Annotated in this window: 20 protein-coding genes and 1 pseudogene; 3 read left to right on the forward strand and 18 right to left on the reverse strand. The window is 37.9% G+C overall.

Annotation, left to right across the window (positions count from 1 at the left end; translation table 11 throughout):
- Positions 1–81: 81 nt before the first annotated feature.
- From phaZ to MMB68_RS09025, 3 genes are all read right to left on the reverse strand, one after another.
- Positions 82–978: an intracellular short-chain-length polyhydroxyalkanoate depolymerase gene (gene phaZ, locus MMB68_RS09015; RefSeq protein WP_221785448.1), complete on the reverse strand. Its 897-nt coding sequence runs from the start codon at positions 976–978 to the stop codon at positions 82–84.
- A gap of 207 nt (positions 979–1,185) precedes the next feature.
- Positions 1,186–1,377, reverse strand: coding sequence for a hypothetical protein (locus tag MMB68_RS09020; RefSeq protein ID WP_013058089.1), 192 nt, complete (start codon positions 1,375–1,377; stop codon positions 1,186–1,188).
- Positions 1,378–1,466: 89 nt separating this feature from the next.
- Positions 1,467–1,997, reverse strand: coding sequence for an ECF transporter S component (locus MMB68_RS09025; RefSeq protein WP_221785447.1), 531 nt, complete (start codon positions 1,995–1,997; stop codon positions 1,467–1,469).
- Between the two features lie 420 nt (positions 1,998–2,417).
- On the opposite strand from MMB68_RS09025, the gene MMB68_RS09030 reads away from it, so the two are divergent.
- Both MMB68_RS09030 and MMB68_RS09035 read left to right on the forward strand, forming a co-directional pair.
- Positions 2,418–2,921, forward strand: coding sequence for a YehS family protein (locus MMB68_RS09030; RefSeq protein WP_221785446.1), 504 nt, complete (start codon positions 2,418–2,420; stop codon positions 2,919–2,921).
- A gap of 1 nt (position 2,922) precedes the next feature.
- Complete coding sequence (locus MMB68_RS09035; protein ID WP_221785445.1) at positions 2,923–3,630, forward strand: M48 family metallopeptidase; 708 nt, start codon at positions 2,923–2,925, stop codon at positions 3,628–3,630.
- Positions 3,631–3,686: 56 nt separating this feature from the next.
- On the opposite strand, the gene fbp is transcribed toward MMB68_RS09035, so the two are convergent.
- Complete coding sequence (gene fbp / locus MMB68_RS09040) at positions 3,687–5,615, reverse strand: fructose-1,6-bisphosphatase (RefSeq protein ID WP_277548633.1); 1,929 nt, start codon at positions 5,613–5,615, stop codon at positions 3,687–3,689.
- Between the two features lie 746 nt (positions 5,616–6,361).
- Positions 6,362–7,237: a YitT family protein gene (locus tag MMB68_RS09045; protein WP_013058095.1), complete on the reverse strand. Its 876-nt coding sequence runs from the start codon at positions 7,235–7,237 to the stop codon at positions 6,362–6,364.
- A gap of 290 nt (positions 7,238–7,527) precedes the next feature.
- Between MMB68_RS09045 and MMB68_RS09050 the strand changes: the two genes are divergently transcribed.
- Entirely contained in the window at positions 7,528–7,728 is a 201-nt protein-coding gene (locus MMB68_RS09050; protein WP_013058096.1) for a cold-shock protein, read from the forward strand.
- A 183-nt stretch (positions 7,729–7,911) separates the two neighbouring features.
- Here MMB68_RS09050 and MMB68_RS09055 read toward each other — a convergent pair whose 3' ends face one another.
- The 13 genes and pseudogenes from MMB68_RS09055 to MMB68_RS09115 all read right to left on the reverse strand — a co-directional run bounded on the left by MMB68_RS09055 (position 7,912) and on the right by MMB68_RS09115 (position 22,380).
- Positions 7,912–8,082: a hypothetical protein gene (locus MMB68_RS09055; RefSeq protein ID WP_221785443.1), complete on the reverse strand. Its 171-nt coding sequence runs from the start codon at positions 8,080–8,082 to the stop codon at positions 7,912–7,914.
- A 312-nt stretch (positions 8,083–8,394) separates the two neighbouring features.
- Positions 8,395–8,598 (reverse strand): cold-shock protein, encoded by a 204-nt coding sequence (locus tag MMB68_RS09060; protein WP_013056405.1) that lies wholly within the window; start codon positions 8,596–8,598, stop codon positions 8,395–8,397.
- Between the two features lie 291 nt (positions 8,599–8,889).
- The gene (locus MMB68_RS09065; protein WP_221785442.1) at positions 8,890–10,293 is read right to left on the reverse strand and encodes an MFS transporter; all 1,404 of its coding nucleotides are present in this window, start codon (positions 10,291–10,293) and stop codon (positions 8,890–8,892) included.
- Between the two features lie 1,055 nt (positions 10,294–11,348).
- The gene (locus MMB68_RS09070) at positions 11,349–12,254 is read right to left on the reverse strand and encodes a TauD/TfdA dioxygenase family protein (protein ID WP_277548635.1); all 906 of its coding nucleotides are present in this window, start codon (positions 12,252–12,254) and stop codon (positions 11,349–11,351) included.
- A gap of 325 nt (positions 12,255–12,579) precedes the next feature.
- Positions 12,580–13,794, reverse strand: a complete 1,215-nt coding sequence (locus MMB68_RS09075; RefSeq protein ID WP_277548785.1) for a threonine synthase — start codon at positions 13,792–13,794, stop codon at positions 12,580–12,582.
- A gap of 284 nt (positions 13,795–14,078) precedes the next feature.
- Entirely contained in the window at positions 14,079–15,770 is a 1,692-nt protein-coding gene (locus MMB68_RS09080) for a ribulokinase (RefSeq protein ID WP_277548636.1), read from the reverse strand.
- Between the two features lie 66 nt (positions 15,771–15,836).
- Positions 15,837–16,616 carry a Cof-type HAD-IIB family hydrolase gene (locus tag MMB68_RS09085; protein ID WP_277548637.1) on the reverse strand — a complete coding sequence of 260 codons (780 nt, stop codon included), beginning with the start codon at positions 16,614–16,616 and terminating at the stop codon, positions 15,837–15,839.
- Between the two features lie 105 nt (positions 16,617–16,721).
- Positions 16,722–17,348 (reverse strand): annotated as a pseudogene (ribB, locus tag MMB68_RS09090) (3,4-dihydroxy-2-butanone-4-phosphate synthase); the annotation flags it as partial.
- Between the two features lie 207 nt (positions 17,349–17,555).
- Entirely contained in the window at positions 17,556–18,524 is a 969-nt protein-coding gene (gene glpX, locus MMB68_RS09095; protein WP_277548638.1) for a class II fructose-bisphosphatase, read from the reverse strand.
- Positions 18,525–18,704: 180 nt separating this feature from the next.
- On the reverse strand, positions 18,705–19,355 hold the full coding sequence (dhaL, locus tag MMB68_RS09100; RefSeq protein WP_277548639.1) for a dihydroxyacetone kinase subunit DhaL: 651 nt from the start codon (positions 19,353–19,355) through the stop codon (positions 18,705–18,707).
- Positions 19,356–19,368: 13 nt separating this feature from the next.
- A complete protein-coding gene (locus MMB68_RS09105) occupies positions 19,369–20,373 on the reverse strand; it encodes a dihydroxyacetone kinase subunit DhaK (protein ID WP_277548640.1) in 1,005 nt (334 codons plus the stop codon).
- Positions 20,370–20,840, reverse strand: a complete 471-nt coding sequence (gene rpiB, locus MMB68_RS09110) for a ribose 5-phosphate isomerase B (RefSeq protein WP_098965301.1) — start codon at positions 20,838–20,840, stop codon at positions 20,370–20,372. Before rpiB ends, MMB68_RS09105 begins: the two co-directional genes overlap by 4 nt.
- A gap of 232 nt (positions 20,841–21,072) precedes the next feature.
- Positions 21,073–22,380, reverse strand: a complete 1,308-nt coding sequence (locus tag MMB68_RS09115) for an MFS transporter (protein WP_277548643.1) — start codon at positions 22,378–22,380, stop codon at positions 21,073–21,075.
- Positions 22,381–22,422 lie beyond the last annotated feature (42 nt).

Here is a 22,422-nt window from a genome sequence, read left to right on the forward strand (position 1 = left end):
AACAGCGTGCTTTTCTTACTGTTAATTTAGAACATGCTGCATCTAGCAATCATAAAACTTCTTTTACTAAGGACGATTTTTCTAAGCTCTGCTTAAATTAGCGTTGTATAAGTCCATTAAACTGCTTAAATCATCTAACAGCGGGCAGTGACCTACACCTTTCATAATTTTTAACGTCGCATTTTCCCCTATTCCTTTTGCGATGTCAGATGCATCTCTTGTCGAAACCATCTTATCTTCATCTCCTTGAATAACCATCGTAGGAATCGTAATTTTTCCGACTTCTCCTGTCCCTTGAACGACACCGTTAAAATCGTTTGAAATATTAAATCTCATCAGTGCGTAATTGATATCAATTAAATTTCGCTGCTTGATCGTTCCTTCTAAATATTTTTCAAATTGATCAGCAGACGGCTTATTTTTTGTATATAAAAATTGACGCAGCATCATTTTTAAGAACCATGTGTTTTTTGTTTCTTTTGCGTTTTCGACCATTCTAAATGCTTCTTTTACTTCTTCTTTGGTTTGTATAAAGTTGTTAGGAATAGGCAGTTCTAAAAACGTTCTTCTTGGAATGGGGTAGCCTTTGATGTTGACGGAGCTTAAGAGAATTAATTTTTTGGCATCATTCGGATAATCAATCACATATTGCATAGCGACTGCTCCTCCTAATGACCACCCGCTTATTGTAAAAGCAGACAACTTTAAAGCATCTGCAAACAGTTTGACATCATCTGATAAGTCTTTAATCGTGTGGATAGGTGTATGATAAGTGGAGTCTCCAAATCCTCTTAAATCGATCGCATAAGCTGTGATATGTTCTGGAAGTTCGTTCATCAACACATCCCAGTTAAGGGAAGAATTCATGTTTCCGTGAATTAACAAAAGTACCTCTTTTCCGCCTTTTTTCATTCGGTAATTGAGTATTTCTCCATTCGGTAATTCTACTTTTGCTTGTTCTAAAGCAGATACGGTCATCGCTATTTTCCTCTTTTCTTATATAATTAGAACGATCGCTAGCATTTATTTTTTAATACCCTATTTATCAAGATTTAAGCAGTTAAAAAGAAGTTGTGCAAAAGCCAACATAATGCTATGTTATTCTGTTTGCTAAAAAAGACAGCCAAATACGCGATTTGGCTGCCTTTTTATAATGAAGAAATATACGAATGAGCAACAAGGCCATTACTTTTTCGGGGCGTCTAATGCTTGATAGGCAAGCTGATATTTCCCGCCTTCAGCCACTTCTGCATGGTATAAAGCTTTAAGAGCAAAGTTTTTTTCTAGACTGTGCTCTTTCATCAAACCGTTCAGCTTACCTTGCAGTTCCTGATTGTCTTTAATGAGCTGCTTCATCTGTGATTTTAAATATTTCATGGTGTTTTCCGCTCCTTTCACTTGATAAACCTTCATCAAGTATATCACTTAAGGATAGGATAATGGTAAAACAAGTTACGATTGAGCGATTAAATTTGTACCGCTCTATTCTTTAAGCGCGCTACAAGCGGAACAACGATGATACCCGCTATCACAACTTGCATCACATTTCCTGGTACAGAGCCAAGCGGAACGATCCAGTTACCGTAAAGAATCACTTCGGCAAAATAGTAGCCGACGACTTTTACAATCAGCGCTGCAACAACTGCCAGCGTGTTGACAAGCGCTCTTTTACCAGGTGCTTTTTCTGAGATAAGACCTGCTAAAAAGCCCATTGCCCCTACAATAATAAACGTAAACGGCGCCCATGCTGTCCAGCCGGAGATGAGGTCGAATAACCCCATTCCAAAAGCTCCTGCGATGGCTCCTGTTTTTTTACCGTAAAGAAAAGCTGCTATAAAAAGAGGAACGTTGCCTAAATGAATGAGGCCTCCGTTACCCATGATTGGAAGCTTGATGTTGATAAACATTGTCGCTACAAACGTCAGTGCGATAAAAAGCGCATGCATGGATAAAGCTTTGATTTTGGTTGATTCTCTTGGTGAGTATGTTGAATTCATCTGTTGACCTCTTTCTTTTTTTACTACTATCATACTCCTAATTACATACTTAATAAATACGTAAAACTATTTATTTAGTAAGATATATCATTCTAGCAGCACAAAGGGATCGTCCAACTTCAAAAATTATCCTATCCGTTCTGAAAAAATAAAGCTGACTCTGCTTCCTTTAGCAGACTGCGCCGCCTAATTTTGTTATGGTAAAGAGTCTGTTCGGGCATAATATGAGCAAATCGTTCTTTTTCAAGAGTTGACGAAGGCTGATAAATATGAGAAGTTATATGTTTGTAGAAATGAATGGAATAACCTAGAATTCCAGCGAAACCTGTTACTATAATTGTACTGATATTAACCAAGTTCGTTCAGATTGTGGCAGTCATGATTTTTACATACAGCAAGCAAGTTATAGGAGGAGCAAGAATGGATAATAACGATATTTTAATTAGATTACGATATGCCTTGGATTTAAAAAATACAGAAATGGTAGAGATCTTTCATCTTGGCGGAGTAGACGTAACAAAAGAAGACGTATTAAAGATCCTTACGAGAACACCGGACGAAGAAGATGAGGATGCAGTTCATGCGGACGAACACATCACGTGCAGTAACAGTATGTTAGATTCTTTTTTAAACGGTTTTATTACCTTTAAAAGAGGAAAACAAGACCCTAAACCAGGGCAAGCACCGCCAGCGCCGGTTCAAAGCAATCAAAATATGTATAACGTCTTATTAAAGAAAGTGAAAATTGCTTTGTCCCTAACCAGTGAAGAGATGTTAGAAGTATTTGATGACGGTGGCATCCGTGTATCTAAAGCAGAATTAGGTGCTTTATTACGAAAAAAAGGCCACAAAAATTACAAACCGTGCAAAGAAAATTTTGCACGAAAATTTCTAAGAGGCTTAACCGTACAATATAGAGGATAACATGATACACACTTTTTCAAATCAGAGTATCCATTACGAAATACGATATAAAAACCGAAGTTCTTTTGCGATTAAAGTAGACGGATACGGAACGGTCGAAGTCCTTGCTCCTAAAGGAACGTCTACTGAACAAGTACGTATGTTATTAGAGAACAACTGGGCATTGATTCAGCAAAAAATAAACGAAATGAAAGATAGAACGCATGGACCAAAGAAAAAAGTCTATGAACACGGAGAACGCTTTTTGTATGTAGGAAAAAACTATCCGATACAGATTCATCACGATTCGACCATTACAAAGGATTCTGTAGTGTTTGAAGCGAACACGCTTCAGATTTATGTCAATCAGCACAACGATGAAGCGATAAAACAAGCGCTCAAACGCTTTTACTATCAACAATGTAAAGCGCTAGTAACTAAGAGTATCTCCTCCTATCAAAAACATTTCAAAACAAAGCCGCGCTCCATTTCGATTTCCGATAGCAAAAAAGCGTGGGGCACGTGTGATTCCAAGCGTCAGCTAACCTTTAACTGGCGGCTGGCAATGGCACCGCAGCACGTCATTGATTACGTAGTCGTTCATGAAATGTGCCACATGGTTCACATGAACCATGACCGGTCTTTTTGGCGTCTTGTCGGGAAAATCATGCCCGATTATCGTGAACAAGAGAACTGGCTGGAAATGTCGAACTGGGAAATGACGGTGTAGTACCGCTAAATAAAAAAGAGCAGAAGCCCCAGAGGCATACTGCTCTTTTTTTATCTTTAACTATAGCGATATTTTCTTAAATCTTTTAAAATAGAAATTTCTTTTAATAATTCTTCTCCGACGTTTGTTTCTAAAACCATTTTTCTTTCTAGTTCTTTGTCAACCAATCGCTTTACGGATAAGACATCCGTTCCTTCTAATAAAATCTCTTCTTTTGAATTAAAGTGTTTGTGAGCGACTAGCTGCATGCCGTAAGAATTATATAATAATGTATATCCAGCAATCCCTGTTGTGGACTGATACGCTTTTGAAAAACCGCCGTCAATAACAATCATCTTTCCATTTGCTTTGACCGGGTTTTCTCCTTCAATTTCTTTAACTGGCGTATGGCCATTAATAATATGACCGTGCTCAGGATTCAGATTAAATTCTGCGAGGATGGTTTGGCAGACTTCCTCATTTTCCCGTAAATAGTAGTATGGATTCTTCTTCTCTTTATGCGTTGTTTTATCACTTATAAAATATCTTTCAAACGTCGTCATTGCACGTTTCCCAAAGAGCGATGAATATTCTCCTGTCCATAGGTACCAGACCATATCTGTTGCCAAATCATCCGTTTCTTCAGGATGTGCAAACGCCTCTTGCAAATAATGTTCAAACACATCAAGCAAGTTGCGGCCTGCATATGTTTTATCTTCAATCGTCATTTTTTCCATGTTTCCTTTTTCATCTAAAGGAATGCAGCCGTGTATTAATAAGTTTCCGTTGTATTTTAAATAAAGGCTGCCTTTTTTCATCAGAAACTTCATATGCCTCGCCAGCTTTTCCGAATGCTGTACAGAAAGCAGCAGTCTTTCCATTACCTGCTCTTCTTCTTCTAATAGCTGATCAGGCTGCGCCGGATTAACCGTTGCAAAGCAGCTGTTTTCCAGCGGATACGTGTTTCCGTATATCGTAATTTCATTTTTATCATAATCAATTTTTTCAAGCAACAGCCTTTCCGACATATTAAAGAAAGGACGTCTTTTTATAATCGGACTTTCAAGCTTGAACTGAATCATCGCAATGGCCTGATGAATTTTCGTAATTTGTAGTCGCTCGTGATCGGATAGTTTGTCACTCGAGCTTACTTTTGGTCTAAAAGCAGGATTATCATCGTAATATTTCTCCGCCAGGTTAAGCAGCGGTCTAAGGTTAATGCCATATACATCTTCAATAATATCTAGATTGTCGTATCTCGCGCAGATACGAATAATATTGGCAAGACACACTTTGGAACCCGCAAAAGCGCCTAGCCATAGCACATCGTGATTTCCCCACTGAATATCAACAGAGTGATAATTAATGAGCGTATCCATAATTTTATCCGGCTCAGGTCCACGGTCATAAATGTCCCCTACTACGTGCAGATGGTCCACAACCAGCCTTTGCGTCGTATAAGCAAGTCCTATAATAAGCTTATCGGCTTGTCCTAGAGAAATAATCTGCTGAACAATCTTTGTATAGTACTGTTCTTTATTTGTAAATTCATCCGTTTTATATAGCAGTTCTTCAATAATGTACACAAATTGAGCCGGCAATGCTTTACGCAGTTTAGAGCGCGTGTATTTAGAAGAAGCGTACGAAATGAGATTAAGCATGCGATCAATGATTTCTTTATACCATTGATAGAGTTCCTTTTTGTTTCGAAACTGCGCTTTAATCAACGGTAATTTTTCTTCAGGATAATACACTAATGTCGCAAATTCATTGATTTCTTTGTCAGATAATACATTTTTAAAAAGGTCTTTGATTTTCTCTTTTACATTTCCTGAACCATTTCGCAGCACGTGCTGAAAGGCTTGATATTCGCCGTGTAAATCACTGACAAAATGTTCGGTCCCCTTTGGCAGATGAAGAATAGCTTCAAGGTTAATAATTTCGGTTACCACTTTTTCTTCCGTATCATACTTTTGTGCAAGTAAATCTAGATATTTTGTGTTCAAAACTATGTATCCCCTTTCAACGTTCACCATTTAGTATAATCACCGTCATAACCCTGTAAGATAAATTGTGATTATAATGTTACGCACCTCTTATTTAACTCTTTTCTCTCCATGCCTCACCTCTTTATTTTAACCTATTTTACGTATAGGTAAAATGGTATAAAGTCTATTTGTCTATAAAGATTTCCCGTTCTTTCCCCTTACCTCATAGAGAAAGTTATACTATAAAAAACCTGCTGATCTCAGTCAGCAGGTTCGATACATATGAAAGAAGCGCACATAATCAAGAAAGTTTACTCCGACTTCTACACAATAACAGATTTTTTCTTTCCTAGCTGTGAGATATCTCACAGCGTTAAGACCTTGCTGGTGTTACAATAAAAATGACCTTTCTGAGACAGGAAAAGTCATCCTTTGTATTATATAAGAATCATCATTCTGTTGAATCTCTGTTCTTTTATGTTCAGAGATTTTTTCTGTTGGATGAAGAGAAAAATCCTCACATTAATGTCTGCTGATACCTTATCCACCTTAATTCTGACCGTTTCACTTTTTTAGCATATCTCGTTTTAAAACCCTCCGCTCACTAAACAATTTAGCTATACAACGAGCGCCTTGTACTAAATGGATTTTACGATATAAAAAAGCAGCGGATGTAAAACATCACGCTGCTTTTCTTATCTCTACACTCCAGCCTAAAAGTGAATTATTGTAGAGTGTTCGTACGAATGTAGTGATTTGTGAACTTAGTGAATATTATTCTTTCTGAAATTACCGCCTTTAACTTCCGCTACGTCATATACCGTAACAAAAGCCGTTGGGTCAATTTCATTGATAATTTCTTTCATTTTGCTTTCTTCCAAGCGGTTGATTACGCATGTGATTTCCTTAAATTTTTCATGAGAATAACCGCCGTAAGCTTCTTTGTATGTAGCGCTTCGACCTAAACGATCACGTATTGTCTCTACCATTAATGCAGGCTGAGAAGTGATAATCTGGAAGGTTTTCGATCCGCTTAACCCTACCTCTACGATGTGAATAACTTTGGATGCAATAAAGTATGCAATTGCAGAAAGAATCGCGCCTTGCAGACCAAATACTAATGAAACGAAAATAAATACAAATGCATTTAAGAACAAAATAAGATCACTTGTTCCAAACGGCAGTTTTCGAGAAAGCAGCACGGCCAGCATATCGATGCCATCTAAGGCCCCGCCGTTACGAAGTGCAATTCCCATTCCAAACCCAAGGATAATACCGCCAACAACGGTTACGAGTAGTGTATCTCCTTCAATAATTGCTGGAGTGTGATGCATGAGGCTAGTACCGACAGCTAATGAGACAATTCCGAGGATTGAAAATATGGCAAAGCTTTTCCCAATTTGTTGATACCCTAACCATACAAAAGGAATGTTGATAACGGCGATGAGCACCCCAAGTGGCAAGCCAAATAGGTTTGAAGCAACGATGCTAATGCCTGTTACCCCTCCATCTGAAACATGGTTTGGAATTAAGACAGTTTCTAAGCCGTAAGCTGCAATAATTCCTCCGATAATGACCATTAATGCTCGGAAAGCAATTTTTAGCCGCTTAGGCCTGTGATGTTTTTTAGTTGTGTTCATATAATTCCTCACTTTTAAATGTTTTTTACTATTCAAGTGTACCACAAACATTCTCTTTATTTGAACTAAGGAGGCTTACGTATCGTTTTTTAGCTCACATAGTGCAAACATAGATAAAAGAGAACTTCTAGCTGTACAGACTCTATCCTTGCAATAAGTCCCTATTTCTGTTAAGTTTAAGAAGAATTATTTTTGTTCGGTAAAGATTGATAAGTTACATAACTTTCGTCTATAGATTTGAGCAAGGATAGTAACACAATGTGTGCGTGTCACACTAGGAGGCAACAATTATGGAACAAGGTAAAGTAAAATGGTTTAACGCAGAAAAAGGTTTTGGATTCATCGAACGCGAAAACGGAGACGATGTATTTGTACATTTCTCAGCAATCCAAAGCGAAGGCTTCAAATCTTTAGACGAAGGTCAAGCAGTTACATTTGACGTAGAACAAGGTCAACGCGGCCCTCAAGCTTCTAACGTTCAAAAAGCGTAATCCATCATAAATATAAAAAGACAGACTCCATGGAGTCTGTCTTTTTCATTTCTTTTAAAATGTCATAATAAAACCCTATCCACTGAGGAATAGGGCTTATTAATACAAAAATAGTAATGGGTAATACAAATGGTAAATTCAGTATAGCACAGTATAGACAAAATCCAAACTATAAATCAATATTTATTCATGTTTCATTAATTCTTCTTCAAAGAAAAACGTACTTGGGTATTTATCCACTGTATAAGAGTATCTTTTCATATTTTTCACGTAATGGCTTTTTAAGATGATCACTCTTTCATTAGATGCTTTTATATTTACAATTTCTCCATTAGAAAATAAGCTTACACTCATATTCCTCATCCTCTCTCGTATCAAAAATAATCAAATTTTTAACTTTATTTATCGGGAAATATAATGTGTTAATCCAGCGAAGGATAGTTATTTTTGAGACCTTCAGGCGTATATGTACTCCTAAAGCATACAGCTCTATAACCATAAGGGGGTTTTTTCTATTTTTTTTGGGACACGGGATTTTACATATAGGTAGCTCTGCTTTAATAACATTTTGTCTTCCAATTTCTATACTTATTTTTTAAGTAATCTTTTTAAATTATTAAAATCCAAAGCAAAAAGACCCCTATGTGGAGTCTTTTTTAGTTTTAATTATGCTACTTTATGAACGTTAGCAGCTTGTGCTCCACGTTGGCCCTGTTCGATGTCAAACGTTACTTTTTGACCTTCTTCTAATGATTTAAAGCCTTCGCCTTGAATAGAGCTGAAATGTACGAATACATCGTCTCCGCCTTCAATTTCGATAAAGCCGAAGCCTTTGTCTGCATTAAACCATTTCACTGTACCTTGTTCCATAATTGTTGCCTCCTGGTGTGGAATACTCCACGCTTGTATTACTACCCTTGTCCAACCATACTATCTTAAGATAAAAAATTCTATGGAAGAGATTTCTCTTCTCTCAATCTTATACCGAACAAAAATAATTAACTTAATCGTAACATACAGAATCAAAGATAGCAAATACAGGGAATGGGATAAATGATTGAATGATAAAAAGAGCCTTCTCTATGCGATACAAGGAGAAGGCTCTTTTTCAGTGTTCATATTTTGCGCAGCAGTTAATGCAGCAGCTGCTGTTTATTTACTTTATTTTTCTGTTTGCTCTGTGTGCCACCATAATGAATCTTTTGGATTTTCGACCGCTTCATTGTACTCAGACTTAGAAGCAACTGTAGGGTATGAACCTTTCAGTGATTTTCCTGCCGTGTTCGTAAACAGGAACAAGATTACGAAAAATCCGATGATGCTCACAATCGTTAAATAGAACGCTGGAGCTAAATGATTGCCCGTTGCGTGAACTAACCATGTCGCAACTAATGGCGTCGTTCCACCAAAGATAGAAACTGAAACATTAAACGTAATCGCTAATGTTCGGTAGCGAATATCTGTGTAGAACATTGTTGGCAGCGTTCCTGGCATTGTTCCTTCGTACGTAGCAAGTAAAACACCTAGAATAAGAATACCGATTGAAACAAAGATTAAACCGTTTAGATTGATTAAATAGAACGAAAAGGCTGACAGTAAGCTCAATCCGCCTAAACCGATTAAGAAAACTTTCTTGTTTCCGATTTTGTCGCTCAGTTTTCCAAACATAAGAGCAAGCGGCACCATTAAAATCATAACTGCCGTAATTAATACCGTACCAACTGTGTTTGATAAACCAATAATTTCATTCAAATAAGAAGGCATGTACGATAATAGCATATAGTTTGTAATGTTAAAGAAAGCCACGGCTACGAAACAAACAAACACATCTTTTTTGTGATTTTTTAAAATAGAGAGGAAGCTTTCTTCTTCAACTTCGTCTTCGTTGGAAAGTTCATTTTCAAAAATAGGTGTTTCCCCTAAACTTCTTCGTAAATAAAAACCAATAAGTCCTAAAGGCAATCCTAATAAGAAGGGAATTCTCCAGCCCCATGAGGCCATCTGTTTATCCGAGAGAACAAAAAACAGTAAGCTGGCTAGTAGTGAAGCAAGAATATAGCCAACAAGTGTACCGATTTCTAGTCCACTTCCAAGCACATTTCGCTTATTGTCTGGAGACGATTCTGCAATATACACCATCGCACCAGCATATTCGCCACCAGTTGAAAAACCTTGAATGATTCGTGCAATTAATAAAAGGATGGGTGCCCATATACCGATTTGATCATATGTAGGTAACAACCCAATGAGTAATGTGGAAAAGGCCATTAAAATAATGGTGGTGGTTAAAACGACTTTCCTTCCTAACTTGTCCCCGATTTTACCGAATATAACACCGCCTAATGGACGCATTAAAAAGGCAATCGCAAATGTGGCAAATGTGAACACTAATTTGAGCTGATCATTTTCAACTGCGCTAAAAAAGTTTTGACTAATAATTACGGCTAAATATGAATACAAGCCAAAGTCAAACCATTCCATCGCGTTTCCTACCCCTGTAGCAAAGACGCTTTTTTTAGCTTTGTCAATATCTACGACGTTAATTTTTTTCTTGTTAAACTTCATTTCATTACGTCACCTCCGCGGTATACGATTATACAAGACTGAGTAGTAAAGTCAAATTTGACTTACTGTATTTCACACTTAAATGTGTTGGAACACTTCTTATTTTTAAGTAAAAAAAGAAAACTATTCATGTGATGTTAAATATTAAAAAAGGTTATGGCTAAGGGGGTTAGAGCCAAAAAAATGCTGAAGAATGAACGTTGATAAAGAAATTAATTAAAGCTAAAATAAATTTTTTTTATTTCAGCCCAAATCAAGTAGCAATTCACCTCCACTAAAGAAGCAATCTTTATCAAACATAGAAATCGCTTTCTACGGGGCTTCACTCGTCGAAATAGTACCTTATCGTTAAAAATAAAGTATTTAGTTTATAATGTGCTTGGCAGTAATTTTTAATCAGATTATCTTACAATTATTGTTATAACCTGTTAGATATTAGGATTCAAAACCTGACCGAGTTGTGTTGTAAGGATAGAATTCAACTTTTTTTCCCTATCACCGTTCATGACTTCGTATAGATCTTCTCTTGCAAAAGCAAGCTAGTGTCCAATGTGACTTTTGGCATATTCTTCAAGTAGTATGATATAGTAATTGCACTCAACTCCTTCATCAAGCTGTTTTTAGGGCTATAAAGATGCTATCTTTCTTCTTTCAAATACCCTCTTAGACGAACTTTAAACCTAAACGTATCCGTATAGTTTTGAATATAAAGATTCACAAATATTACAATTATTTACACAAAATAAATATTTGACATTTTATCTAAGATAAATGAAAACAATTTATAAGTCGTTTTTTCTCGTCTTCGTTCTAAAACGAAAGAGAAACTAGTGGCTACATTCTTGGGCTTTATCGCATTCTTAATGACAATAAATCACTTTTTATGATAGGTCACTTTTCTTTAACTGAAGTTACCTTTATACCTGTCAATTTGTGTAAAGACCCTAAGAAGGGACTTATAACATGTTATAAGTCCCTTCTTAGGGATCCCAACCTTTTATCTCACCTGCCTCTGCTTTCAAAGAAACTTACTGATACAAAATAGAACCCTATTTTTAGCTTTCTTTTTTACAAGTAATACTCGTTTGTCCTTCGATACTCACAGGCACTTCACCAACCAAGGTAACTCGTCTCATCACGCGGTGCTTTTCTCCGTAGTCATTAATTGCATAATGCTGGGTTGCCCGGTTATCCCAGATAGCAATATCACCCGCTTTCCAGTGCCACCGAACTGTGTTTTCTAATCTTGTTACATGATCTTGCAGAACCGAAAAAAGATGATTGGAATCCGAAGAAGATAGCCCTTTGATTTTTTTCACAAAATGTCCTAACACTAACGTACGCTCTCCCGTTTCGGGGTGAATTCTTACAACTGGATGTTCTGTTTCATAGACAGTAGAAGCGAATACTTTACGATGACGTTCCAAATCTTCTTGTGAACGATTAGGATGTCTTCCACCATAATCATAGTCATTCGTATGCACCGCCCAAAGTTGATCAGCTAGGTGACGAAGCTCCGAAGGGAGGTTTTGATAGGCAACTGCTGTATTTGCCCAAACTGTATCTCCTCCTGCTTCTGGGACAACTACGGCTCGAAGAATAGATGCCTTTGGGTATGTATCGATGAACGTTACATCGGTATGCCAAGAGTTAGCTCGTCCCCCTTGTTCAGAATCAAGTTCAAATAAATAATTGCTGCCTTCTTTTATAGGAACGGTAGGATGTGCTTCTGGTTCACCAAATAACGCAGCGAAAGCCTCTTGTTCAGCATCGTCAATATGCCCTTGTCCTCTAAAAAAGACCACTTTATGCTTTAGCAGAGCTTCGTTAATGGCGCTGACTGTCTCAGCATCTAAATTCGAAGATAAATGCACTCCTTTTATTTCTGCTCCAATGTGACCAGCGATAGGCTGTACTTCTAAAACTGAATTTTTTGCTGCGCTTTTGCTAACTGTACTCATGATACGTCCTCCTCGTAAGTTCCCTAGAAAGAGAGCTTTCATTTTTTAATAACAAATTTTTTTTCTTGAATATAGCCGTATTCCCAAAAAAGCAAAAAGGACCAGTCTATTCGCTTGAGCGATAGTCTGGCCCCAGTTGCCTGGTAGCATTCAGCTTCAATTCATAGTAAATCAATTTGTTTAATTGAATAATAGATTACCAGTTAAAATAAGTCAATATATTTAAAAAAGTCTAAATTTCACGTTTACTATTTCTTATATTGAATGAGTGAAAACAAAAAATAGACCCCCGATTAGACGGAGATCTATTTAGGTGTTTCTTGCTTTATTTTTTAGTAAGGCTGCCATTTCGCTCTAAAACAGGGACTTCGATGTCTACCGTATTTGGATATTTAACTCCAAGTCCTGTATTTAAAGCAACAACCGTTTCGTTTTCTTTAATCCATCCTTCTTCTCTCAAACGGCGTGCAGCTAAGAATGTAGCAGCGCCTTCTGGACAAATGAACGAACCTTCAAGCTGTGCAACCTTTTTTTGTTCCTCCACAATCTTATCTTCGTCCACTGCAATCGCACATCCATTTGTATTGTATACGGCTTCTAAAACTAAGAAGTCCCCAATCGCTTTTGGTACGTTGATACCAAAGGCAATGGTTGAAGAATCCGGCCAAAATTCAGATTCTTGTTTTCTTTCATTCCATGCTTTTACAATAGGCGCACAGTTTTCAGCTTGTACCGCAACTAGGCGAGGCAGATCACCTTTAACCCAGCCAAGCTCTTTTAATTCATTTAGCGCTTTATAGATTCCGATTAAACCAACTCCTCCTCCTGTTGGATATAAAATCACATCAGGAAGATTCCAAGAAAACTGTTCAGCCATTTCTAGGCCCATTGTTTTTTTACCTTCGATTCGGTACGGCTCTTTAAGCGTAGAAGCATCATAAAGACCCCATGATTTTATAGCCTCACCGACAATTTTGCCAGCATCACTGATGAGTCCATCTACTAAGTAAAGGTCAGCTCCAGCGACAGCACACTCATTTCTTGTAATAACAGGTGCATCTTTTGGCATCACAACGGTTGCTTTTATGTCAGCACGTGACGAATACAGCGACCAAGCAGCTCCGGCATTGCCATTTGTAGGCATCGCTAACTGTTCAACGCCCAGTTCTTTTGCTTTTGACACCCCTACAGCGGCGCCTCTAGCTTTAAATGATCCCGTTGGAATAATGCCTTCATCTTTCATATATAAGTTTGGAATGTTCATTTCTTTACCTAGCTTAGGCATTTTTATAAGCGGAGTCATCCCTTCGCCTAAGGAAACGACGTTTTTAGGATCTTCTACTGGAAGCAGCTCATGATATCTCCATAAATTTGGTTCTCTGCTTTGAACAGCTTCTGGAGTTAGGTTAGATTTCAGTCTCCCCAAATCATACGCTACCAATAGCGGTGAGCCACATTCACATAATTGATGTTTTTCTTTTGGACTATATTCTTTTTTACATTTAGGACAATATAAGTGAGAAACATAACTGAACGGCATCATACACACTCCTTTAAATTCTGTAAACATACTACCTACACACATTATAATTTATATTATTTTTATCAGAATTGTAAGGTATGATTTACCCATCATTTTATTGAATATTAATAAAAGCATAAAAACCCCTGTTATATTAGGGTTTTTATGCTTCTTTCCACTTTGTTTATATTACTTTTTCAAAATTTAACCCAGTAATTTTAGATAAAAAAAGAGAAGAAGAATCAAAAAAAACATAATAGAAATGAGCAAAGCAACTGGGATTTTATCCGCAGAATCTTTACCTAGTGATATAAAGAGATTCTATCTTCTACATTTGCATGTTTTATTTTCTTTAGACCATGCATGAGCTTCTTATTTTCCACGCCAAAATAGTCGTGAAGTTCCAAATAATACTTGTAAAGCTTTTCATAAATTTGTACATTTTGAGGAATCGGAATAAACGTTTCTTCTCTTACACGCGCCATGTTTTCGGCTGCCTCAATTATAGTGTCATATCCCCCTCTCTCTTTTCCTGCCGCAACAGCTGCATACATCGCTGCTCCAAGCGCTGTTGTTTGAGTTGAGTCAGCAATTTTAATTTCGCGGTTTGTAATATCCGCATAGATTTGCATCAGCAGCTTATTTTTTTGAGGCAGTCCCCCGCAGGCAAAGACTTCGTTTACTTCTATTCCTGCTTCTACAAAGTTATCAATGATTTTTCTTGTTCCAAAAGCAGTCGATTCTAATAACGCGCGATAAACCTCCTCCGGCTTTGTAGCTAATGATAATCCAACGATCAAACCTGACAGGGTGGCATCTACTAACACTGACCTGTTTCCGTTCCACCAGTCTAAGGCAATTAACCCAGACTCCCCAGGCTCATATGTTGCCGCTTCCTGCTCCAAAAACTGGTGTATATTCACGTTTTCTGCTTCCGCTTGTTTTTTGATATAGTCTGGGACTGCTTGATCCACATACCAGGCAAACGAATCTCCTACTGCAACTTGACCCGTTTCGTAGCTAAAATAACCAGGAATAATTCCATCTTCTACGACTCCACATACGCCTTTTACAGATCTCCCTTTATTCGAAATAAGCATATGACATGTGGACGTCCCCATCGCCATAACGAGTTGCCCAGGATGAACAGCTCCTACAGCCGGAACACCTGCATGCGCGTCAATTATACCTACTGCGACTGCAGTTCCAGGTAAAAGTCCTAAGCGTTGAGCCATACCTTCCGTTAGCTCACCTGCTTTTTCTCCGATTGAATAAACCGATCCGCGCATTTTTGTTTCTAAAATACGATCAAAACGAGGGTGTAAGGCCTTAAAAAATAAATGGTCTGGATATCCACTTCTTTTATTCCAAAGAGCTTTATACCCGCACGTATTACTACTGCGAACAAGATGATTGGTTAAGCAATATGTTACCCAGTCACAAGCTTCCATAAAAAGATCGGCGGCTTCAAACACCTCTGGAGCCTCATTGACAATTTGCAGGATTTTAGGAAACATCCATTCTGAAGAAATCTTTCCTCCGTAACGGCTTAAAAATTCCTCATTTCTCTCTTCAGCCACGCGAGTAAGCTCATCCGCTTCGTCTTGAGCGGCATGGTGCTTCCATAATTTCACCCAGCTATGAGGATTGTGCGCCCAGTCAGAATCAAAACATAACGGCATTCCTTTCTCGTCTAACGGTAAAATAGTGCATGCCGTAAAATCAATTCCTATTCCAATCACGTTTTTTGGGTCAACACCGCTTGCTTTCATAACTTCAGGAACCGATTGATAAAGAACGTCTAAGTAATCTTGCGGAGCTTGTAAGGCCCAGTCTGATTCAAGACGTTTTCCACCGGGGAGCGTTCCATCCATGACTCCGTGTGTATATACTGTGACATGAGTTGAAATTTCTTCACCTGTTTCTACATCTACCAACAATACTCTTCCTGATTCCGTACCATAATCAATTCCTATAACATACTTTCTTTCCACGATGTGTTTCCTCCTTTCGATAGTCCAACATTTTGTCTACATTAAAAATGGATGTTCTTTGTTCTGTTAGGCTAATAAACCAACCATTTTGAGACCATGCATGATGCCATCTCTATCAACGGGCCGCGTGATATATCTAGCAGCTTTTTTAGCGAGAGTATGAGAATTCCCCATAGCTACACTGTTAGGTATATTGGTTAACATTTCAATATCATTTAGGCCATCACCGAACGCAAAGACATGTTCTTGTTCAAATCCTAAGTTTTCAACGACTTTAGCGATTCCATTTGCTTTTGTTCCACCAGCTGGCACCACATCCACAGAAACAGGATGCCAGCGCACAAAGTCAAAATGTTTAAATTTTTCTTTGTACAGCGCTTCTTCATCTTCTTGACAAAATAGCAAAGATTGATAGGTTTCTCTTTCTTTAAAATAATGCGGATCGTACGTTGGAAAATGTTCTATTTTTAATGTGTTGATACTTTCTGTTATATAGTCGTGATGAGAAACATTCGCCTTCATATCTTCATGGTCCATATAGGCAATGGGATGATGATTTGAAACTGCTTCTTCCGTTAGGAGGTGCAGCGCTTCTTTATCTAATGGATTAGTATAAATAACTTTATTTTTTGAAACTACATACTGCCCGTTGTAACTGACAAACGTATCAATCTGCAGTTCTTTCCGTAACGTTTCAAACATAAACGGAGCTCTTCCGGTTGCAATTGCCACTTCATTTCCTTCTTTTTTTAACAAATGAATCGCTTCTCTTGTCGATTTAGGCAATTGCTTGTGATGGTCAAGTAACGTTCCGTCGATATCAAAAAAGATAATTTTTTTAGTCAATTTTACACCTCATTCTTAAATAAATAGCTTATACTGTGGTACGTCATGGGCTTCTCTACTAAATTGAATAGACTAGTAAACGTCTTGCTTTCATAAAAATACTTACTTCTTCATGCACAATTCTTTTTGTTTATTACGAAACGTAATGACATCTTTAATCGTAATCATCTTTAAACTAAATTTTTTTGCTAGTTTTATTAAATCCGGAACTCGTGCCATAGCTCCATCTTCTTTCATAATTTCGCAGATTACTCCTGCAGGCTTTCCTCCTGCTAATAAAGCTAAATCTACTGCTGCTTCTGTATGACCAGCTCGGCTCAGCACTCCTCCACTTTTAGCGATTAAAGGAAATACATGGCCTGGACGTTTAAAATCAGAAGCTGTCGTATCATCGTTTAGCAAGGTTTGAATCGTATATGAACGTTCGTACGCGCTAATGCCGGTTGTCGTTGTTTTGTGATCGATACTAATTGTAAAAGCCGTACCGTATTGATCGGTGTTATGAGTATGATTGACCATAGGAGGTAGGTTAAACTTTGTGGCAATTTCTTCAGAAACCGGAGTACATATTAGCCCCCGACCGTAAGTAGCCATAAAGTTAATGACTTCAGGTGTGGAGTATTCAGCAAGTGCTAAAAAATCACCTTCATTTTCTCGATCTTCATCATCACACACAATAATGATCTTTCCAGCTTTTAAGTCCGCTAGTGCTTCTTGGACCGTATGAAACATATTTGTCACCTCTATTTTTAAGTAGAAACCGATATTATGTAAAAAAGAGCAGATTCTCTCATCATGTATGAATGAAGGAAACCTGCTCAAAAACAAGAATAGTCTATTTAACGTATTAAACCGTTCTTTTTCCTTCGTAACGAAAACATTTCTGACTAGATATGTTTTCAATAAAAGTGTAGCTACTTTCTGAAATTTTGTTTTATATTAATGACGCGACTCCACAAACTGAAAATTATTCATTTTGCCTCCGATGGCAACAAAAGAGTGGGTTGACATGCATCCATTTTTTCGTTTAACCCCTCTTAATAGGGTTCCATCCGTAATTCCTGTAGCGACAAAAAAACAATTCGTCGACTTAACGATATCATCAATTGTTAAAACTTTTTGAGGATCTGTTAATCCCATCTCCTTACAGCGATCAAATTCTCCTTTGTTTTGAGGCATAAGTTTAGCTTGAAAGTCTCCCCCTAAGCATTTTAAAGCCGTCGCAGCAATTACCCCTTCTGGAGCACCTCCTGTACCTACTAACATATCTACGTCTATTTCATCAATAGCTGTGGCGACAGAACCGGTAATATCAACATCAGAAAATAATTTAACTCTAGCTCCTAGCTCAAATACTTGTTCGATGAGTTCAGTGTGACGCGGACGATCTTGAATCATAATGGTTAATTCGTTTACATCTTTCCCCAGTGCTTTCGCTACCGATTTCATGTTTTCCGTTAGGGATGCATTAATATCAATACAGCCTTTTGCTTTAGGTCCTACAGCCATTTTTTCCATATACATATCAGGAGCATGAAGCAAGCTTCCACTTTCAGCAACCGCAATGACAGCTAATGAATTATCCTGACCTTTTGCCATCAAGCTGGTTCCTTCAACTGGATCAACGGCAATATCTACGTGAGGACCTTTTCCAGTTCCAAGTTCTTCACCAATATAAAGCATAGGCGCCTCATCCATTTCACCTTCTCCAATTACGACTAACCCCTTCATATCGATAGCATTCATCTGATTGCGCATAGCTTGCGTACCGGCTCCATCCGCTTCATTTTTATTTCCTTTTCCTACCCACGGATAAGAAGCGATGGCTGCCTGTTGTGCTACCGTAAGAAAATCCATGGCTAACGTTTGAATATAGTCGCGATAAACAACATCTGCTTTTGTCGTCATTTTCTTCCCTCCTTTGAAATGTTCCAAACAGAATAATTATATAAAAATATACATAAATATACATTTATCATGATGAAATAGTTAACCCTTCATGGTGATAGGAGTCAAAAACATAAGAGAATCCACCTAACTATCAAACTAGTATTTAGATGGACTCCTTTAATTTTTCGTTATTTTCTATCACACTGTTTGAACAGAATTAATGGTCGTTAAAAACGAAGAAAGGATTAAAAAGGCTGATGTTGCCCCTGGATCTTGACAGCCTAGAGATCTTTCTCCTAAGCGGCTAGATCTTCCTCTTTTAGAAAGCAAATCTTTTGTTGATTTCATCCCTGCTTCTCCATCCGAAACCGCTTGCAAAAATGCTGATGGAAAATCGTTGGTTTTATCAAAATTACTCGTTAAGCTTTCTAATGCCGGCTGAAACGTATCAATCATTGTTTTGTCACCAACCTCGGCTTTTCCACGGTCCTTTACGCCTTCGATAAAAGCAACCCAAAAGTCTTTTAAATCTTTGTCTGTTAATTCAGACTTATTTTGAAATACTTTTCCTCCTCTTAAAAACCCCGTTGCATATAATGGACCAACGGAAGAACCTACAGCACTTAAGAAAGTCCGACCTGCGGTGATACAAATTTTCCCGCAATCCTGTTCGCTTTGCAATTCACCTTCTAACTTTTCGTTAATAGCTTGCCAGCCAATTGACATCGTCACGCCGTGATCTCCATCTCCTAATTTACGATCAAGCTCGGATAAATAATCTTTATTCTCTTCCATCACATTCACAACGTCTTTTAGAAAAGTTTTTAAATCTTCCGCCGTCAATTTCATTTTTACTACCTCCTTATTTTTGAACATACATTGGGCAATCAGCAGGATGGTCGACAAGTTCCATTAACTCATCATCTAACTTCATTAACGTAACGGAACTACCGCCCATTTCGAGTGAAGTACTATAATCTCCTACGTATGAATAGTGAATGTCAATACCTTTTTCACTAAGAATTTGCTCAACTCTTCTAAACATAATGTACAGTTCCATGCGTGTTGTAGAACCTAAGCCATTTACAAGAACCGCTACTTTTTCACCTTTTTCAATCGGCATGTCAGCAAGAATGCCGTTCACTAAGCGATCCGTTACTTCATCTGCTGGCTGAAGTTCTCCTTTCTCTACTCCAGGTTCACCGTGGTGGCCAAGACCAATTTCCATTTCGTTTTCTTCAAGTTCAAAGCTCGGTTTTCCCGTTTGAGGCAGCGAGCATGGAGTTAACCCAACGCCCATTGTACGCGTGTAATCGTTTGCTTTTTTAGCTACTCTTACAACATCCTCCAAACCGTAACCTTTTTCTGCAGCTGCACCCGCGGCTTTTGTAACAAAAAATTCACCGGCAATACCTCTGCGTTTTTCACTTTCTTCTTTTGGAGCTGAAGCTACATCATCCGTTACAAGTACCATGCCAACGTTCGTACCATACTCTAATTCAGCTAGCTCTGCTGCCATTCCAAAGTTCATGACGTCGCCAGCATAATTACCGTACACGTACACTACACCGGCTCCTTTATCTATCGCTTTAGTAACTTCTAAAATTGGGTCTGGAGGCGGAGAAGCAAAAATGTTACCTATTGCAACGCCATCTGCCATACCGTTACCTACATATCCCATAAAAGCAGGTTCGTGTCCTGAACCGCCTCCAATTAATACGCCTACTTTGCTTTCACGCGTTTCTTTTGCGGTAACAAGGGATCGTTTATTTTCAGGTAATTGTTTTACATGATGAGGATGCGCTTTAACGTATCCTTCTATCATTTCGTCTACAACATTATTAGGATTATTGATTAGTTTTTTCATAGTAAACTACCTGCCCCTTTTAAAAATTCCAGTTCCTTGTCGCTAATCTGTTTTACTTTTCTAGCGGAGTTGCCTCCAGGAAAGCTAGATTCCAAGTAAGCCTTTACAATTTGTTTCGCAGGCTCGATACCAATCACTTTTGCCCCCATCGTTAGAACTTGGGCATCATTACTTTTTTGAGCACGTTCTGCAGAATATGTATCATGGCATAGCGCTGCTCGAATACCAGGCACTTTTCCAGCTGCAATTGCCACGCCAATCCCTGTACCACAAACTAAAACACCTCGATCTAGCTTGTTTTCTTTTATATCCACAGCCACCTGAAATGCTACTTCCGGATAATCAACCTCAGTGCAAGAATCTGTACATCCATAATCATACACCTCATGACCTAAATCTTGTATATATTTTTTTAAATTTTCTTTCATATCAAACGCATTATGATCTGAACCCAATCCAATTTTCATTATAAACCCACCTTTTTTTTATTTACTTATATATCTTTTTATTATCTTTCATTTATAATATCATTTTTTCATCTTTATTGTTTTTTGTCAATTATTTATTTTTATTTGTTTTCATTTAATTTCGTTTTTTTATAATTTTTAGTGATTAAATCCTATTTTCAAATATAGAAAGATCAAAAAAAAGAACGTACAGGTTGGAACGTTCCCATCTAAACCAAAGATTATAGCTACTTTATTTAACAGCCTCAAGATTCTCTTTTTCAATCGTTTGACTTTGCACCTGCTGTTTAGGAAGTTTAACAAACTTCATTAAGAATGCGCTAAATAAGTATAATCCCGTATAAATCCAAATGATTCCCACTGTTCCTACCCCACCTATGAAAGCGCCTACAATAGCAGGTCCAACAAATGTACTTAAGCCTGCTCCAAGATTAAGAATCGACATAGCAGCACCTTTGTTCTCAGGAGCCAACGAAGGAATTAAAGCAGATAGCGGTACATATCCCGCCAAACAAGCACCAAACCCTGCTGCTACTGCTGTTGCCATCCAATAATTCGGTCCCATTACTAACGGCACATAGTAGAACGCCGCTGTAAAGATCGCACAACCTACGCCGCCAAACCACATAACGGTATTACGCCACCCAAGTTTATCTCCAACAATTCCAAATATAAGATTAAAAATAATATTACTTGTCCAAAGTGAACCATAGATTTGTAACCATTCCGTTCTTGAAAAACCAATTTCCATCATAAATGCTGGCATAAATACAACAAATCCATATGCTGCTGATGTATTTATTGTTCGTACAATACCACCTAGACCAATTTTTGGACGTTCAAATGCAATGGTAATTCCTTTTACTAAATATTTCATAGCTTCTTGTTTTGTTTGAAACTTTTGATTATGCGTATCTCCTTTATTTAAGAAAATGGCCACGGCCGCTCCTATCGTAACAAAAGCGATTGCGCTCCATAGCGTTCCCATTTCACCTAAAACTGGTAAAGCAAAACTTGAATAGTAAGATCCTAGCACACTTAAACCACCGCTATAAGCGAACCAAAACCACCCTACAGCTGTACCAAGCTTATCGCTTGGCGCATAGTACGTTAACCAAACCAAGAAAGAATAAGCAAAAAGCGGATAGCCTAATCCTCTTAACGAATAAGTCGGGATCATAATAGCAAGATTCATCGTTGGTAAACCGACAGTTAAAAAGACTGCAGAACCTATTATAAATAGAGAAAATCCTAATATCATTGCTTTTCGCGGGCCTAAAATTTCTGCAAGTACTCCTGAGAGCCAGGCTGCGACCGCAGCTGCTAAACCATAAACCGAGAATAATAGTGCTGATTGTTGAACCGTTAAACCGTGATCCATTAAATAGGAAGAAAGCCATCCTTGTTCAAGTCCATCTCCCATCATAAAGATCAAGACACCAAAGTATCCTAACGCCATCTTTGAATCCATGCCGAGTTTACCCAATACCCCTTGCTTCACGCTTTTTTCCCCCTTATTATTTAGGCCATTTATGCACATACAAGAAATAGGTTCTTACCATTTTTAATAAGAACCTATTTT

The organism is Priestia sp. Y58, assembly GCF_029522095.1.
In the GTDB taxonomy this organism is placed as follows: Bacteria; Bacillota; Bacilli; order Bacillales; family Bacillaceae_H; genus Priestia; species Priestia megaterium_E.

Bases quoted from the DNA above. Each gene is read 5' to 3' on its own strand.
- MMB68_RS09115 (WP_277548643.1), bottom strand. From the start codon at position 22,380: ATGTGCATAAATGGCCTAAATAATAAGGGGGAAAAAAGCGTGAAGCAA.
- MMB68_RS09020 (WP_013058089.1), bottom strand. From the start codon at position 1,377: ATGAAATATTTAAAATCACAGATGAAGCAGCTCATTAAAGACAATCAG.
- MMB68_RS09050 (WP_013058096.1), top strand. From the start codon at position 7,528: ATGGAACAAGGTAAAGTAAAATGGTTTAACGCAGAAAAAGGTTTTGGA.
- MMB68_RS09105 (WP_277548640.1), bottom strand. From the start codon at position 20,373: ATGAAAAAACTAATCAATAATCCTAATAATGTTGTAGACGAAATGATA.
- MMB68_RS09075 (WP_277548785.1), bottom strand. From the start codon at position 13,794: ATGCCGTTCAGTTATGTTTCTCACTTATATTGTCCTAAATGTAAAAAA.
- phaZ (WP_221785448.1), bottom strand. From the start codon at position 978: ATGACCGTATCTGCTTTAGAACAAGCAAAAGTAGAATTACCGAATGGA.
- MMB68_RS09065 (WP_221785442.1), bottom strand. From the start codon at position 10,293: ATGAAGTTTAACAAGAAAAAAATTAACGTCGTAGATATTGACAAAGCT.
- rpiB (WP_098965301.1), bottom strand. From the start codon at position 20,840: ATGAAAATTGGATTGGGTTCAGATCATAATGCGTTTGATATGAAAGAA.
- MMB68_RS09055 (WP_221785443.1), bottom strand. From the start codon at position 8,082: ATGAGTGTAAGCTTATTTTCTAATGGAGAAATTGTAAATATAAAAGCA.
- glpX (WP_277548638.1), bottom strand. From the start codon at position 18,524: ATGACGACAAAAGCAGATGTTGTTTATCGCGACTATATTCAAACGTTA.
- dhaL (WP_277548639.1), bottom strand. From the start codon at position 19,355: ATGAAATTGACGGCGGAAGATTTAAAAACTTTTCTAAAAGACGTTGTG.
- MMB68_RS09030 (WP_221785446.1), top strand. From the start codon at position 2,418: ATGGATAATAACGATATTTTAATTAGATTACGATATGCCTTGGATTTA.
- MMB68_RS09060 (WP_013056405.1), bottom strand. From the start codon at position 8,598: ATGGAACAAGGTACAGTGAAATGGTTTAATGCAGACAAAGGCTTCGGC.
- MMB68_RS09045 (WP_013058095.1), bottom strand. From the start codon at position 7,237: ATGAACACAACTAAAAAACATCACAGGCCTAAGCGGCTAAAAATTGCT.
- MMB68_RS09025 (WP_221785447.1), bottom strand. From the start codon at position 1,997: ATGAATTCAACATACTCACCAAGAGAATCAACCAAAATCAAAGCTTTA.
- MMB68_RS09035 (WP_221785445.1), top strand. From the start codon at position 2,923: ATGATACACACTTTTTCAAATCAGAGTATCCATTACGAAATACGATAT.
- MMB68_RS09070 (WP_277548635.1), bottom strand. From the start codon at position 12,254: ATGAGTACAGTTAGCAAAAGCGCAGCAAAAAATTCAGTTTTAGAAGTA.